The 13,250-nt window shown below is 71.6% G+C and carries 13 protein-coding genes; 9 read left to right on the top strand and 4 right to left on the bottom strand.

Going from position 1 to position 13,250, the window contains the following annotated elements; genetic code table 11:
• The first annotated feature begins 65 nt into the window (after window positions 1-65).
• The 3 genes from J7E93_RS13845 (at window position 66) to J7E93_RS13855 (ending at window position 1,774) form a co-directional block, all read left to right on the top strand.
• A complete protein-coding gene (locus tag J7E93_RS13845; protein ID WP_215069039.1) occupies window positions 66-908 on the top strand; it encodes a helix-turn-helix transcriptional regulator in 843 nt (280 codons plus the stop codon).
• A gap of 32 nt (window positions 909-940) precedes the next feature.
• Complete coding sequence (locus J7E93_RS13850) at window positions 941-1,111, top strand: DUF397 domain-containing protein (protein ID WP_374105383.1); 171 nt, start codon at window positions 941-943, stop codon at window positions 1,109-1,111.
• Between the two features lie 66 nt (window positions 1,112-1,177).
• Window positions 1,178-1,774: a DUF4291 domain-containing protein gene (locus tag J7E93_RS13855; RefSeq protein WP_215069041.1), complete on the top strand. Its 597-nt coding sequence runs from the start codon at window positions 1,178-1,180 to the stop codon at window positions 1,772-1,774.
• Window positions 1,775-1,777: 3 nt separating this feature from the next.
• Here J7E93_RS13855 and J7E93_RS13860 read toward each other — a convergent pair whose 3' ends face one another.
• Both J7E93_RS13860 and J7E93_RS13865 read right to left on the bottom strand, forming a co-directional pair.
• Complete coding sequence (locus J7E93_RS13860; RefSeq protein ID WP_215069043.1) at window positions 1,778-2,965, bottom strand: S8 family peptidase; 1,188 nt, start codon at window positions 2,963-2,965, stop codon at window positions 1,778-1,780.
• Between the two features lie 126 nt (window positions 2,966-3,091).
• Window positions 3,092-3,508, bottom strand: a complete 417-nt coding sequence (locus tag J7E93_RS13865) for a GNAT family N-acetyltransferase (protein WP_215069045.1) — start codon at window positions 3,506-3,508, stop codon at window positions 3,092-3,094.
• A gap of 134 nt (window positions 3,509-3,642) precedes the next feature.
• Here J7E93_RS13865 and J7E93_RS13870 point away from each other — a divergent pair, with 134 nt between their 5' ends.
• Window positions 3,643-6,285, top strand: a complete 2,643-nt coding sequence (locus J7E93_RS13870) for an alpha/beta fold hydrolase (RefSeq protein WP_215069047.1) — start codon at window positions 3,643-3,645, stop codon at window positions 6,283-6,285.
• Window positions 6,282-7,151, top strand: a complete 870-nt coding sequence (locus J7E93_RS13875; protein ID WP_215069048.1) for an ABC transporter permease — start codon at window positions 6,282-6,284, stop codon at window positions 7,149-7,151. The genes J7E93_RS13870 and J7E93_RS13875 overlap by 4 nt, the downstream gene beginning before the upstream one ends.
• Before the next feature lie 18 nt (window positions 7,152-7,169).
• Here J7E93_RS13875 and J7E93_RS13880 read toward each other — a convergent pair whose 3' ends face one another.
• Window positions 7,170-7,880: a DNA-binding response regulator gene (locus J7E93_RS13880; RefSeq protein WP_215069050.1), complete on the bottom strand. Its 711-nt coding sequence runs from the start codon at window positions 7,878-7,880 to the stop codon at window positions 7,170-7,172.
• A gap of 215 nt (window positions 7,881-8,095) precedes the next feature.
• On the opposite strand from J7E93_RS13880, the gene J7E93_RS13885 reads away from it, so the two are divergent.
• Window positions 8,096-9,640 carry a von Willebrand factor type A domain-containing protein gene (locus tag J7E93_RS13885; RefSeq protein WP_215069052.1) on the top strand — a complete coding sequence of 515 codons (1,545 nt, stop codon included), beginning with the start codon at window positions 8,096-8,098 and terminating at the stop codon, window positions 9,638-9,640.
• A gap of 67 nt (window positions 9,641-9,707) precedes the next feature.
• Window positions 9,708-10,175 (top strand): DUF1772 domain-containing protein, encoded by a 468-nt coding sequence (locus J7E93_RS13890; RefSeq protein ID WP_215069054.1) that lies wholly within the window; start codon window positions 9,708-9,710, stop codon window positions 10,173-10,175.
• Window positions 10,176-10,225: 50 nt separating this feature from the next.
• On the opposite strand, the gene J7E93_RS13895 is transcribed toward J7E93_RS13890, so the two are convergent.
• A complete protein-coding gene (locus tag J7E93_RS13895; RefSeq protein ID WP_215069056.1) occupies window positions 10,226-11,188 on the bottom strand; it encodes a ScbA/BarX family gamma-butyrolactone biosynthesis protein in 963 nt (320 codons plus the stop codon).
• Window positions 11,189-11,553: 365 nt separating this feature from the next.
• On the opposite strand from J7E93_RS13895, the gene J7E93_RS13900 reads away from it, so the two are divergent.
• Complete coding sequence (locus tag J7E93_RS13900; protein ID WP_308368544.1) at window positions 11,554-12,249, top strand: HAD family phosphatase; 696 nt, start codon at window positions 11,554-11,556, stop codon at window positions 12,247-12,249.
• 133 nt (window positions 12,250-12,382) lie between these two features.
• The gene (locus J7E93_RS13905) at window positions 12,383-13,153 is read left to right on the top strand and encodes a glucose 1-dehydrogenase (RefSeq protein ID WP_215069058.1); all 771 of its coding nucleotides are present in this window, start codon (window positions 12,383-12,385) and stop codon (window positions 13,151-13,153) included.
• The last annotated feature ends 97 nt before the right edge of the window (window positions 13,154-13,250 follow it).

A 13,250-nucleotide genomic window follows, 5' to 3' on the forward strand; every position in this document is an offset into this window, starting at 1 on the left:
TGTAGCGGCCTACGTCTGGAGCGGAGCAGGCTGAACCAGCAAGCGAGTAAGGGAGTTACCCGGTCATGGCACCACCCACCGTGCGGCGGCGCAGACTTGGCCTGGAGCTGCGCAGACTTCGGGAGCAGGCCAAGCTCACCCTTGAAGAGGTCGAAGCGCGGACCGGTCTCAGCGCGTCGAAGCTCTCGCGCCTCGAAAGCGCGGCCCGAGGCGCGAGATCGGCTGACGTCGAGCAATTGCTGAGCCTGTTCGGGGCGGACCAGGCGCTCTCCGAGTTCCTGCTGACGCTCGCGAAGGATGGCAGCCGACGAGGATGGTGGCAGACCTACGACATTGCTCCCGTGTACGCCGACCTCATCGGTCTGGAGGCCGACGCGGCCTCGGTCAGCAACTTCGAACCACTGTTGATCCCAGGGCTGTTGCAGACGGCGGCGTACGCTCGCGCTGCAATCGGGGCCGTCAGCATGACCGCGACGCCCGAGGAGATCTCACCGCTCGTGGAAGTGCGCATGGCGCGCCAGTCGGTCCTGACACGGCCCAACCCACTGAAGCTGCGCGCGATCATCCACGAGGCTGCCCTCACCGCCCGTGTGTCAGGAGCCGGCGTCATGCGGGACCAGTTGCAGCGTCTTCTCGACGTGGCCGAGTATCCGCATGTGACGATTCAGGTTCTCCCAGCCACTGCCGAGCTGCACCCCGGTGCCACAGGTGGGTTCGCCATTCTGGGCTTCGGGCAGCCAGGCATGGACGTCGTGCTGCTGGAGCACCTGAACAGCAGTCTGTACATCGAGGAACCCGCCGAAGTGGACGGGTACACGGAAGCGTTCGAGCGGCTCACCGCATCTGCGCTGCCGTTCGATCAGTCGCTGAGCCTCATCGCCGACCATAAGAAGGATGCACACCAGTGAGTGCGATCACCCCGGACGCGTCGACCCTCCCTGTGGCATGGCGCAAGTCCAGTCACAGCGGGGCCAATAGCAACTGCGTCGAAACAGGTCGTCTCCGAGGTGCGACGGTGGTGCGCGACAGCAAGAATCCCAGTGGTCCCGCGCTGCACTTCACGGTCCACGCATGGGGCCGCTTCATGGAGTGCTTCCCCCGTCGCGGCTGACTGAGAGTGCCGCTTCCGCGCGGAAATTCGATGGCCCCAGGGCGTGCGGCGGCGGAGGCTGGGGTCATGTCCGTTCCACCGAAATACCAGATCCGCGCCCTGCACACCGAGTCGACGGTGACCGTCTACCAGGCGTACGGCCCCTCCATCGGTCTCCCGGCCGTCCGGGACGGGCGGTTCCCGGACGCGTGGAAACGGGACCGGATGACCTGGATCAAGCCCTCGTTCCTCTGGATGATGTACCGCTGCGGCTGGGGCCTGAAGGAGGGCCAGCAGACGGTCCTCGCCGTGGAGATCACCCGCGAGGGCTTCGAATGGGCCCTGCGCCACGCCTGCCTGTCGCACTACGTCCGGGGCTTCCACCCCGACCGGGGCGCCTGGAAACGGGAGTTGAAGCAGGCTCCGACCCGCGTCCAGTGGGACCCCGAGCGGGACGTCCACCTCACCGCCCTGCCGTACCGCTCGCTCCAGCTCGGCCTCGCGGGCGAGGCGGCCCGGCGCTACGCCGACGAATGGACCGTCGGCATACGGGACGTCACGCCGCTCGCCCACGACATCCACGCGCTGGTGCGGGCGGGCCGGCTGGACGAGGCGGAGAAGCGGCTGCCCGGGGAGCGTCCGTACCCGGCGGGTCCGGAGCTCCTCGGGCAGCTGGTCGCTTGAGGCCTAGAACAGCGAGTACAGCAGCTTGTTCGGGGAGCCCGTCCTCGGGTCCTGGACCTTGCCGCTGGTGGCGTTGTTCACCAGCGCGTCCCGGACCTGGGCCGGGGACGCCGTCGGGTTCGCCGACAGGTAGAGCGCCGCCACGCCCGCGGTGTGCGGGGTGGCCATCGAGGTGCCCGAGATGGTGTTCGTCGCGGTGTCGTTGTCCTTCCACGCCGAGGTGACGGAGACACCCGGCGCGAAGAGGTCCACACAGGTGCCGTAGTTGGAGAACGACGCCCGCTTGTCGGCCGAGTCCGTGGCGCCGACCGTGATCGCCTCGGGGACGCGGGCCGGGGAGTAGTTGCAGGCGTTCGCGGGCAGGCCGAGGATGTTGCCGTTGCCCGCCGCGACGGCGTAGCTGACGCCGGAGGCGATGGAGCGCTTCACCGCGTCGTCGAGCGAGGCGTTCGTGCCGCCGCCCAGGCTCATGTTCGCCACCGCCGGCTTGGCCGCGTGGGCCGTCACCCAGTCCACGCCGGCGATGACCCCGGCGGTCGTGCCGGAGCCGGTGCAGTTCAGGACCCGTACCGCCACCAGCTTCGCGGCCTTGGCGACGCCGTACTTCGCACCGCCGACCGTGCCCGCCACATGGGTGCCGTGACCCTGGCAGTCCTGGCCGTTCTGGCCGTCGCCGACCGTGTCCGTCCCGACGGTCGCCCGGCCGCCGAACTCGCTGTGGGAGATGCGGATCCCGGTGTCGATGATGTACGCGGTGACGTTGGAGGCCGTCCTGTTGTACGTGTACGTGGTGGACAGCGGCAGGTTCCGCTGGTCGATCCGGTCAAGGCCCCAGGTGGCGCCGGTCTGTGTGTCGGCGACGCGGACGGTGGCGTTCTGCTCGACGTACGCCACGCGAGGGTCGGCGGCCAGCGCGGCGGCCCTCGACCGGGACATCGTGGTGGAGAAGCCCTTGAGCGCCGTGCGGTACACGTGCTGGGGCGTGACGCCGAGGTCGGCGGCGTGGGTCGAGCCGTCCTTGAGGACGACGATCCAGCTGTTCTCGACCGCGAGGGAGGCCGGGGCGAGCCGGAGGTCACCGAGGGGGGCGGTGGCGGCGCCCTGGGCGGTGGGGGAGGTGGCGAACTGCAGGCCGGCGGTGAGCGCGACGACCGGTATGAGCGCGGCGATACGGCGGGTGGTGGGGGACATCGGGTGAGGCACCTGAACCTTTCGTTGTCCGAGGCACGGGCAGGCACGGAGACTGGCTGGTGCTGGTCGTGCGGTGCCCCACAGGTTCTCGCCGTTGTCATGCGCTGCACAAGACGGTGTCGGTCCTCATTCACCGAACCGCCACTCCAACATCGCGAACACCCCTCCGTCCGCCGCACCGGCCGACCGATACGTCCGCAACGCCGCCTCGTTGTCCGTGTCGACCCCGACCCACACGTCGTAGCAGCCCCGCTCCCGCGCCACCGCCACCAGCGCCTTTGTCAGCGCCCGCCCGATGCCCCGCCGCCGGTACGCCTCGTCCACCGACAGCTCGTACAGACACATCTCCACGCCCTTGTCCGGGTGGAGCATCTCGATCCCGGAGACCAGACCCGCGGGGAAGCCGTCCTCCGCGTACGCGATCAGCATCAGATGGCCCGGCGCCGTCAGGAACCTCTCCGCCCACGCGGCGCGTGGCGGGCCGTCGTAGAGATGCTCCGCCGCGAGCAGCTCGGCCACCGTCGTCGCCCGCCTGATCTCCATCCCCAGCCCCTCGGATCACGGCCGCGCATACCGCGCCTGGTGTACGGGACGGTACTGCGTACGCCTCCGGGAGGTCCGGGACCTCCGCCCCTGGGCAGCCGTGCCGCACAGCTCGCCCGCCTAGGCTCAGGGGCATGCAGCTCCGACTTCCCCGGTGGGCCGCGGTCACCGCCGCCCTCGCCGTACTCGCGGGCGCCGGCACCTGGACCGCCGTCGCCACGGACGAACCCCCGCCCGTGCACCGCGCGGACCAGGTACTCGACATGCCCGGGGCGCGGATCGACACCTCGTACTTCACCGACGGCGGCGGTGGCCGCCGGCCCGCCGTCCTCCTCGGGCACGGCTTCGGCGGCTCCAAGGACGACGTCCGCGCCCAGGCCGAGAGACTCGCCCGGGACGGATACGCCGTGCTGACCTGGTCCGCGCGCGGATTCGGCGCCTCCACCGGCCAGGTGGGTCTCAACGACCCCGACCACGAGGTGAGGGACGTCCAACGGCTCCTCGACTGGCTCGCCAAGCGCCCCGAGGTCCAGCTCGACAAGGCCGGCGACCCGCGCGTCGGGGTCACCGGAGCCTCCTACGGCGGTGCGATCTCCCTGCTCGCCGCCGGGTACGACAGCCGCGTCGACGCGATCGCCCCGCAGATCACCTACTGGAACCTCGCCGACGCGCTCTTCCCTGAAGGCGTCTTCAAGAAGCTCTGGGCCGGCATCTTCTTCTCCGCCGGAAGCGGGCCGGGCGCGACGGACGGCTGCGGCCGCTTCACCCCCGAACTGTGCGCACTGTACGAACGCGTCGCCGTCTCCGGGAAGCCCGACGCCGCCGCCCGTGCGATCCTCGAAGCCCGCAGCCCCTCCGCCGTCGGCGGCCGCATCAAGGTCCCGGCCCTGATCGTCCAGGGGCAGACCGACTCCCTCTTCCCGCTCGCACACGCCGACGCCATGGCGCGGACCATCGGCGCCAACGGCGCGCCCGTCGCCGTCGACTGGATCGCCGGCGGCCACGACGGCGGCAACCAGGAGACCGACCGGGTCCAGGCCCGCATCAGCAGCTGGTTCGACCGCCACCTCAAGCAGGACAAGGGCGCCGACACCGGCCCCGTGTTCCGGGTCAGCCGCGCCGGCGGAGTCGACTCCACCGACGGGCAGGCGACCCTGCGGGGTGCGACCTCCGACCGCTACCCCGGTCTCTCCGGCGAGGACCGGCGCACCCTCGCCCTCGGCGCAGGCCGGCCGCAGCCCTTCGCCAACCCCGCCGGGGCCAACCCGCCCGCCATCTCGGCCGTCCCCGGCGTCGGCGGCGGACTCTCCCAGCTCTCCTCCCTCGGCGTCGGCCTCTCCCTCGACTTCCCCGGCCAGCACGCCCGGTTCGAGACGAAGCCGCAGGAGGAACCGCTGCGGATCACCGGTTCGCCGACCGTCCGCGTCAAGGTCACCTCCGACAGCCCCGACGGCTCCGCCGTCCTCTTCGGCAAGGTGTACGACGTCGGACCCGACGGGCGGCAGCAGGTGCTGCCCGCCCAGCTCGTCGCGCCCGTCCGGATCGAGGGCGCCCGAGCCGGCACGTCGGTGGAGCTGACCCTGCCCGCGATCGACCACGAGGTCGAGGCCGGGCACCGGCTGCGGCTGGTGCTCTCCGCCACCGACCTCGGCTACGCCTCGCCGGCCACGCCCGCCACGTACACCGTCGCCGTGGAGAGCGGACTCACCGTGCCGACCGCGCCAGCCGTCGCCACCCAGGCGGCAGGGACACCCTGGTGGGTGTGGGGGCTGCCGCTCCTCGGCGCCCTCGCCGCCGCCGCGCTGCTGCTCACCGGCCGCCGCCGGACCGCGCCACCCGCACCGGAGCCGACCCTCGCCGCCGTACCCCTGCAGATCACCGGGCTGACGAAGAAGTACGCCAAGTCCTCCGACCGGTACGCCGTACGGGACCTCTCCTTCCGTGTCGAGCAGGGCCAGGTCCTCGGTCTGCTCGGCCCCAACGGAGCCGGGAAGACCACCACCCTGCGGATGCTCATGGGCCTGATCACCCCCGACGGCGGGGAGATCCGCGTCTTCGGCCAGGCCGTCCGCCCCGGCGCCCCGGTCCTGTCCCGGGTCGGCGCCTTCGTCGAGGGCGCGGGCTTCCTGCCCCACCTGTCCGGGCGGGACAATCTGGAGCTGTACTGGAAGGCCACCGGCCGCCCCGCCGAGGACGCGCACATCGACGAGGCCCTGGAGATCGCCGGCCTCGGCGACGCCCTCGCCCGCGCGGTGCGGACGTACTCGCAGGGCATGCGGCAACGGCTCGCCATCGCCCAGGCCATGCTCGGCCTGCCGGACCTGCTCATCCTCGACGAGCCCACCAACGGACTCGACCCGCCACAGATCCGCGAGATGCGGGACGTGATGATCCGGTACGCGGCCGGTGGCCGGACCGTCATCGTCTCCAGCCACCTCCTCTCGGAGGTCGAACAGTCCTGCACCCATCTGGTCGTGATGGACCGCGGCCGGCTCGTGCAGGCCGGACCCGTCGCCGAGATCACCGGCGCGGGAGACGCCCTCCTGGTGACGCTCGGCGAGGCCGTCCCCGACCCGCTCGTCGAGAAGATCGACGCGCTGCCGGGGATCGACTCGGCGGTACGGACCGAGGGCGGACTCCTGGTCCGCCTCGACGGGGCCGACGCGACCGCCCTGATCGGCGAACTCGTCCGCCTGGACGTACCCGTGACCGGTGTGGGACCTCACCGGCGCCTGGAGGACGCGTTCCTCACCCTGATCGGAGGAGGATCCGCATGAGTACGACCGCGGAACTGGTGGAGAGCGCCCCGGGCTACCGGGCACGGCACACCCTGCCGCTGCGCGTCGAGGCCCTGCGGCAGCTGAAGCGGCGCCGCACCCTGGTCATGGGAGCGGTGCTCGCGGCCCTGCCGTTCGTCCTGATCATCGCGTTCGCGATCGGCGGCGGCCCGGACGGCGGCGACCGGAACGGCCGGATCACGCTGATGGACACGGCGACCGCCTCGGCGGCCAACTTCGCCGCGACCTGTCTCTTCGTCTCGGCCGGATTCCTCCTCGTGGTGCCGGTGGCCCTGTTCTGCGGGGACACCGTGGCCTCCGAGGCCAGTTGGTCCTCGCTGCGCTATCTGCTGGCGGCGCCCGTGCCCCGGGCCCGGCTGCTCTGGTCCAAGCTGGCCGTGGCGCTCGGATTCAGCGCGGCCGCGATGGTGCTGCTGCCGTTGGTGGCGCTCGCCGCCGGCGCGGTCGCCTACGGCTGGGGGCCGCTGAAGCTGCCCACCGGCGGGGCCCTGCCCGCCGCAGAGACCCTGCCCCGGCTCGCGCTCGCCGTCGCCTTCATCTTCGTCTCCCAACTGGTCACCGCCGGACTGGCGTTCTGGCTCTCCACCCGGACCGACGCCCCGCTGGGCGCGGTCGGCGGGGCGGTCGGCCTGACGATCATCGGCAACGTCCTGGACGCGGTCACGGCGCTCGGCTCCTGGCGCGACTTCCTGCCCGCGCACTGGCAGTTCGCCTGGGCCGACGCCCTGCAGCCGCAACTGGAGTGGGGCGGCATGGCCAAGGGCGCGGCGGTCTCGGTGACGTACGCACTGATCCTTTTCGCCCTGGCCTTCCGGGGCTTCGCCCGCAAGGACATCGTTTCGTAGCAGCCGAACCGGCGCTTTTCACAGCCACCCCCTTCGAGCCGCTTCCGCACCCGCGCGGAAGCGGCTCGTCGTGCCGAGGGCGTGCATCAGCTCACCGACGCGCCGGCTGTACGTACGGCCCGACATCCCCAGACGCGCGGCAGCGGTCTCGTCCGTCAGACCGGCGAGGAGCGCGTCGAGCACCGGCCGCAGCTGTGCGGGGAGGTCCCGCGGCGGAGCGGTGGCACCGGCCAGCTCCTCGGCCGCGTCCCAACTCGTGTGATGGGCGCGGACCAGGGCCTGGACGACGACCGGGTCGCGGATCAGCAGCAGCCCGTTGTAGAGCAGCTCCAGGTCGAGCGGGACCGCCGCCACCGTGCGGTCGACGACGATCATCTTGAACGGGATCGAGTCCACGAACCGGGCCCGGCCCGGCGCCCCGACCGCGCCCGCGACCTGGGGGAGGGCGTGGCGCGGCACGATCCGTCTGACCTCCGGGGCCCGTTCCACCGCGGCCCGCATGCACGCTTCCGCCAGCTCCAGGAACGGCTCGGGGATCGCCCGGCCCGCGGAGGCGGCCGGGTCGTCGAAGGTCAGCAACTCCTGCCGGGTCGAGGCGGCGAGACCGGCCAGCGCCGCGCTGATGCGACGGGCGCCGCGGACGGGTCGTCCCGGCGGCCGCTGTGCCTCCGTCACGGCGCGGTTCATCGCCGACCGGGCGAGCATCACGGAGCCCGCAGTCTGTGCCACCGCTGACCACCCCCGCCGATCGGTGTGCCACTCCATGTACGCATGCGACTGCACACGGTGACAACCCCTGTTGAGAAGGATGGCGAGTCCATGCCACGTGGGGCGGCCGGGGCAGCCGTTGCCGCATCGAGATCCATCCGCAACGCCTTCGTCTGCTCCGTCGCCGCCCCTCGGACGTCTCATTCACCAGTGCCGGACAACGAGGGGAAGAAGCGATGAAGCGACGACACGGCGGGCGGCTCGGCGCCGGGATCCTGGTCACCGGACTGCTGTTGACGGGGTGCGCGGGCGGCAACGGCGTCGAGCGGACATCGGACCGGGGCGGCGGCAGGCACGCACCGGCCGTCCCCGACGGCGGCGGCCGGACGGGCGCGGACGCCCCCGAGGGCGAACAGCGCTCCCGCCCGCCGGCCGCCGACCACCTCTCCACCTTCGCGCTGGACGTGGACACCGCCTCGTACGGCTACGCCCGCCGCACGCTGGCCGACGGCCGGCTGCCGGACCCGGCGACCGTACGGCCCGAGGAGTTCGTCAACAGCTTCCGGCCGGACTACCGGCGGCCCGAGGGCGACGGGTTCAGTGTGACGGTCGACGGCGCGCGGAGCTCCGACGACGGCTGGTCGCTCGTCCGGGTCGGCCTCGCGACCCGGGCCGCGGAGCCCAAGGGCACCCGCCCGCCGGCCGCCCTCACCTTCGTCGTCGACATCTCGGGATCGATGGCCGAACCGGGCCGGCTCGACCTGGTCAAGGAGTCGCTCGGCATCCTCACCGACGAGCTCCGCGACGACGACTCGGTCGCCCTGGTCACCTTCAGCAACGAGGCCGAGACCGTGCTGCCCATGTCCACGGTGGGGGAGAACCGTGAGCGCATCCACGGCCTCGTCGACGAGCTGGCCACCACCTCCTCCACCAACGTCGAGGCGGGTGTGCGCACCGGGTACGACGTCGCCGTGGAGGGCCACCGCAAGGGAGCGGTCAACCGGGTCGTGCTGCTCTCCGACGCCCTGGCCAACACCGGCGACACCGAGGCGCAGTCGATCCTGAACCGGATCGACGAGGAGCGCAGGGAGTACGGCATCACCCTCTTCGGCGTCGGCGTCGGCAGCGACTACGGCGACGCGTTCATGGAGCGGCTGGCCGACAAGGGCGACGGGCACACCACGTACGTCTCCACCCGCGAACAGGCCCGCAAGGTCTTCGTGGAGCAGCTCCCCACCCACATCGAGCTGCGCGCCCGCGACGCCAAGGCGCAGGTGGCCTTCGACCCGGCGACCGTGGAGAGGTTCCGGCTGATCGGCTACGAGAACCGCGAGGTCGCCGACGAGGACTTCCGCGACGACCGCGTCGACGGCGGCGAGGTCGGCGCCGGTCACACCGTGACCGCGCTGTACGCGGTGAAGACCCGCCCCGGCCGCACGGGCCACCTGGCGACGGCCACGGTCCGCTGGCTCGACCCGAAGACCCGCGCCCCGCACGAGCGTTCCGGGACGGTGGGGACGGCCGCGCTGACCTCCTCGGTCTGGGCCGCCGGCCACGACAGCCTGCAGCTGACCGCCGTCACCGCCTACTTCGCGGAGAGGCTGCGCGGCGGTGATCTGCCGGGCGCCCCGAGTCTCTCGGAGCTCGCTCGGTACTCGGCGGCCATCGCCGAGCGGTCGCGCTCGAAGGTGGTCCGGGAACTGACCGAGGCGATCCGGCAGGCGGACCGGTTGCACGGCCCGGACGGGGACGCGGAACCGGGCGATCCGTACAGCGGTTGATCCCCGTTCCCCGCGTGATCCCAATTTTCTCGCGCGCGGTGGCCATGGAGAGCGTCAAGATGACCTCATGGCCACCCTGCTGCTCGCCCTCGCCGTCGGATCCACCGGTCTCTACGCCGGGTTCATGCTGATCTTCCTGACGGGGATCATGCCCGCCCTGGCCCGGCTCGACGACGCGGAGTTCGTGGGCGCGATGCGCCGGATCAACGAGTACGTGCCCAAGGCCGTGTTCCTCGTCGTCTTCCTCGGGGTCGTGGCCTTCCCCGCCGCCGCGTTCCTCGTCCCGGTCGACGGCCGCTCAGAGACCCAGAAATGGCTGATCCTGGCCGGTCTCGTCGGCGCGGTCCTCAACCACCTCGTGACCATGGGCGGCAACATCCCGCTCAACAACGCCCTGGCCGCTTCGGAGGGCACGGGGGAGTCTCCCGCTGCCGTCCGGTCGGCCTTCGAGAAGCGGTGGAACGGCTTCCATCTGATCCGTACGGTGCTGATCACCGCTGCTTTCGGGCTGCTGATCGCCGCCTGTCTGAACTGAGCGGCGAGCTCCCCGTCGTTCTGGCGACCGGGGCTTTCCGCGACGCGGCCCTATCCGGTGGGCAGGTCCGCCACGGTGGTGATCGCGGTGAAGAGGATCTCGTCGTCCTGCCGGCCGGTCACCCGGATCAGCCGCTCCACGCCGCCGGGGTAGCCGACGGCCGGCTCGGTCTCGATCCAGCAGGGGCTGCCGAACTCCGCGTACCGGTGGAAGGCGGAGTCCATCGCCACCGGCAGGACCGCGCGGCCGTCCGGCGTGAGGGTGTGCACCGCCTGGCGGGCCGCCTCCAGGAGGACCATCCCCGGTATGTGGTCGCCGGGGTGGTCGAAGAGCACCGGGTGGCGGGTGTTGACGCGCAGCCGCCAGCGGTCGTCCCGCTCGGTGGGGGTGAGCACCACGTCGAAGTCGTGGTGCCGGCCGACGCGGCGCGGCTCCACGGGCGCGGTGGGCGGCGCCGGCGCAGCGGCGGAGTGCTCGGCGAGACGGTCGGCGCGCAGCCGGCGGTAGACCTCGGGGCTGGTGCAGATGTACCGGGCGTCGCCGGTGGCGATCGCCCGGCCGCTCTCGCTGATCACGACCTCGTAGCTCAGCCCCGCCAGCCGGCCGGCCCGGCGGCGGATGTCGGAGCAGGTGACGTCGAGGCGCAGCTCGGCCGGCGCGTCACCGACGGGCAGCAGCGCCGGGACCACGCGGTAGTTGAGCTCCCACATGAGGAACTGGTGACCCAGCGGCACGTCGAAGCCCACGTGGGCGAGGAGCGCCCCCACCTGGCGGATCGTTTCGGCGGCCAGCATCGGGTCGTAGTGACTCCCCCCGACGGGCCCGAAGAAGGAATGCCCGCGAGGCCATTGGGCGCTGAGGGTGAAGTGAGCCTCGTCCGTACGGGACCAGTCGGCGGTCAGGAAGACCTCGGCGAGCGCGGCCCGGTGGACGTACTCACGAGGGGCCGTCGTGGTGAGCCGGACGAGGGCTTCGGTACCCACGAGGTCGGTCGGAGCGGGCGTCTGCAGCATGAGATCCCTCAACTAGGGGCCTACTAAGGAGATTCGGGCATCCGGGCACGGCGGAAGTTACGAACCCATGGGTCGGTTTTGCAAGTCGCCGGTCTCGGTTCTGTCAGGTCGGTCGGAGGACGGTGCGGAGCGTGATCGGCCCTGTACGCAGTCAACCATGCTTGTCAGAACGGCAGATGTCCGACTCGTGAGACCCCAGGGTTCACGAGGGGAGAGGCTTCGGGTATCTTCCAGCTGCCGGAAATCTGTACCGCCAGGTTTGTTTCTCGGGCATCCGAGACGCCGGTTCGGGCGGACACGTCACCATCCGAGTGATTCGACCCGATGTGCCCCGGCTCGCCGACCGGCTGCCCCTTGGAGATTCCGTGGAACAACTGCGCCAGATATCCCTCGCCGCCGTCAACATCGACGGCGTGTTGCTGAACGACACGTTCAGTCCGGTGATCCACCGGTTCGTCACCAGCCGCGGCGGGCGTTACGACGCCGAGGTGGAGCGGGAGATCTTCTCCCAGCCCCAGCTCATCGCGGCCAAGGCCCTCGGCGCCGCCGCCGGACTCGACGCGAGTCCCGCGGACGTGCTGACCGCTTACTTCGAAGAGCGCGAGGCCCATCTGGCCGAGCATCCGCTGCGACTGCTCGACGGCGCGGTCGAGCTGCTGCACCGGCTGCGGGGCCTAGGGCTCAGGACGGTCTGCTACGGCGGGCTCGACAAGACCCACTTCGACCGGCACCTGCGGGAGCTGGCGCACCTCTTCGACGGTCCCGGCTACGTCTGCACCAACGACTTCCGCCCCGGTGTGCACGAGATCACCACGGAGGTCTTCGGGCTCCGTCACGACCAGGCCCTGTTCATCGACGACGTCGCACGCGTCGCCGAGGCCGCCAAGGAGCTCGGTGTCCCCTTCATCGGCCACCCGAGCGACTTCGCGCACGGCTTCCAGGGCGAGCTGATGCGAAGGGCGGGCGTCCGCCACCTGGTGGGGTCGCTCGACGAGATCGACGAGCCCCTGCTGCGCACGCTCGACGCCGAGGCCGCCGCCGGCCGCGTCTGGAACGGCTGAGTCCCGTGGCGCACCCCCGCGAAGGCGCCGCCCGCGCGACCGCGGTGATCTCCACGAGCCCGCCGAGCCCGACGACCTCGACGCCTCATGACCAGGTGTCATCCATCCGACTGCCGAGGGAGACGACCGTCCCATGACTGCCGACCACCGCCTGCTGAGCGACAAGGTCGCCCTGATCACCGGCGCCAGCAGCGGAATCGGAGCGGCGGCCGCCCGGGTCTTCGCCCGGGAGGGCGCCCGGGTGGTTCTCACCGCCCGCCGCGAGGAGAAGCTGAAGGCCTTGGTGGCCGCCCTGCGCGAGCAGGGCGCGGAGGCCGAGTACGTGGTGGCGGACATGACCCGCCGCGAGGACACCCGAGCCGCCGTGGCGCATGCCGTGGCGTCGTACGGGCGGCTCGACCTGGCCTTCAACAACGCCGGGTGGGGCACCGGCCGCGAGCCCCTGCACGAGATGGACGACGAGCTCTACGACCGGATCATGGACGTCAACGTGCGCGGCGTCTGGAACTGCCTGCGCGACGAGATCGCCGCGATGCTGCCCACCGGCGGCGGCGCGATCGTCAACACCAGCAGCGTCGGCGGGCTGCTCGCCACCCCCGTGGCCGCCCCCTACGTCGCCGCCAAGCACGCCGTGATCGGACTGACCAGGGCTGCCGCCGCCGAGTACGCGGCCCAGGGCATCCGGGTCAACGCGGTGGCGCCCGGCACGACCCGGACCGAGGTGGTGACCGACTGGTTCGCCGCCGTGCCCGGGATGGAGGAGGCGCTGCACGCCGCCACCCCGCAGCCGCGCACCGCCGAACCGGAGGAGATCGCGGAGGCCGCCGCCTGGCTCTGCAGTGACCGAGCGTCGTTCGTCACCGGTGCGATCATGCCGGTGGACGGCGGCTTCACGATGGTGTGAGCCGGGTGACGCCCGACCGAACGGCCTGCGTGCGATGTCTTGTGTCCTCTGCACGTATCCGTCCATACTTGCTGTTTTCGACCGTGAAGTGCACGGA

Source organism: Streptomyces sp. ISL-36 (genome assembly GCF_018614205.1).
Taxonomy (GTDB): domain Bacteria; phylum Actinomycetota; class Actinomycetes; order Streptomycetales; family Streptomycetaceae; genus Streptomyces.

Excerpts from the sequence above, each read along its gene's own strand:
- J7E93_RS13855 (WP_215069041.1), top strand. The coding sequence starts at position 1,178 with ATGTCCGTTCCACCGAAATACCAGATCCGCGCCCTGCACACCGAGTCG.
- J7E93_RS13885 (WP_215069052.1), top strand. The coding sequence starts at position 8,096 with ATGAAGCGACGACACGGCGGGCGGCTCGGCGCCGGGATCCTGGTCACC.
- J7E93_RS13870 (WP_215069047.1), top strand. The coding sequence starts at position 3,643 with ATGCAGCTCCGACTTCCCCGGTGGGCCGCGGTCACCGCCGCCCTCGCC.
- J7E93_RS13860 (WP_215069043.1), bottom strand. The coding sequence starts at position 2,965 with ATGTCCCCCACCACCCGCCGTATCGCCGCGCTCATACCGGTCGTCGCG.
- J7E93_RS13875 (WP_215069048.1), top strand. The coding sequence starts at position 6,282 with ATGAGTACGACCGCGGAACTGGTGGAGAGCGCCCCGGGCTACCGGGCA.
- J7E93_RS13890 (WP_215069054.1), top strand. The coding sequence starts at position 9,708 with ATGGCCACCCTGCTGCTCGCCCTCGCCGTCGGATCCACCGGTCTCTAC.
- J7E93_RS13865 (WP_215069045.1), bottom strand. The coding sequence starts at position 3,508 with ATGGAGATCAGGCGGGCGACGACGGTGGCCGAGCTGCTCGCGGCGGAG.
- J7E93_RS13845 (WP_215069039.1), top strand. The coding sequence starts at position 66 with ATGGCACCACCCACCGTGCGGCGGCGCAGACTTGGCCTGGAGCTGCGC.
- J7E93_RS13905 (WP_215069058.1), top strand. The coding sequence starts at position 12,383 with ATGACTGCCGACCACCGCCTGCTGAGCGACAAGGTCGCCCTGATCACC.
- J7E93_RS13895 (WP_215069056.1), bottom strand. The coding sequence starts at position 11,188 with ATGCTGCAGACGCCCGCTCCGACCGACCTCGTGGGTACCGAAGCCCTC.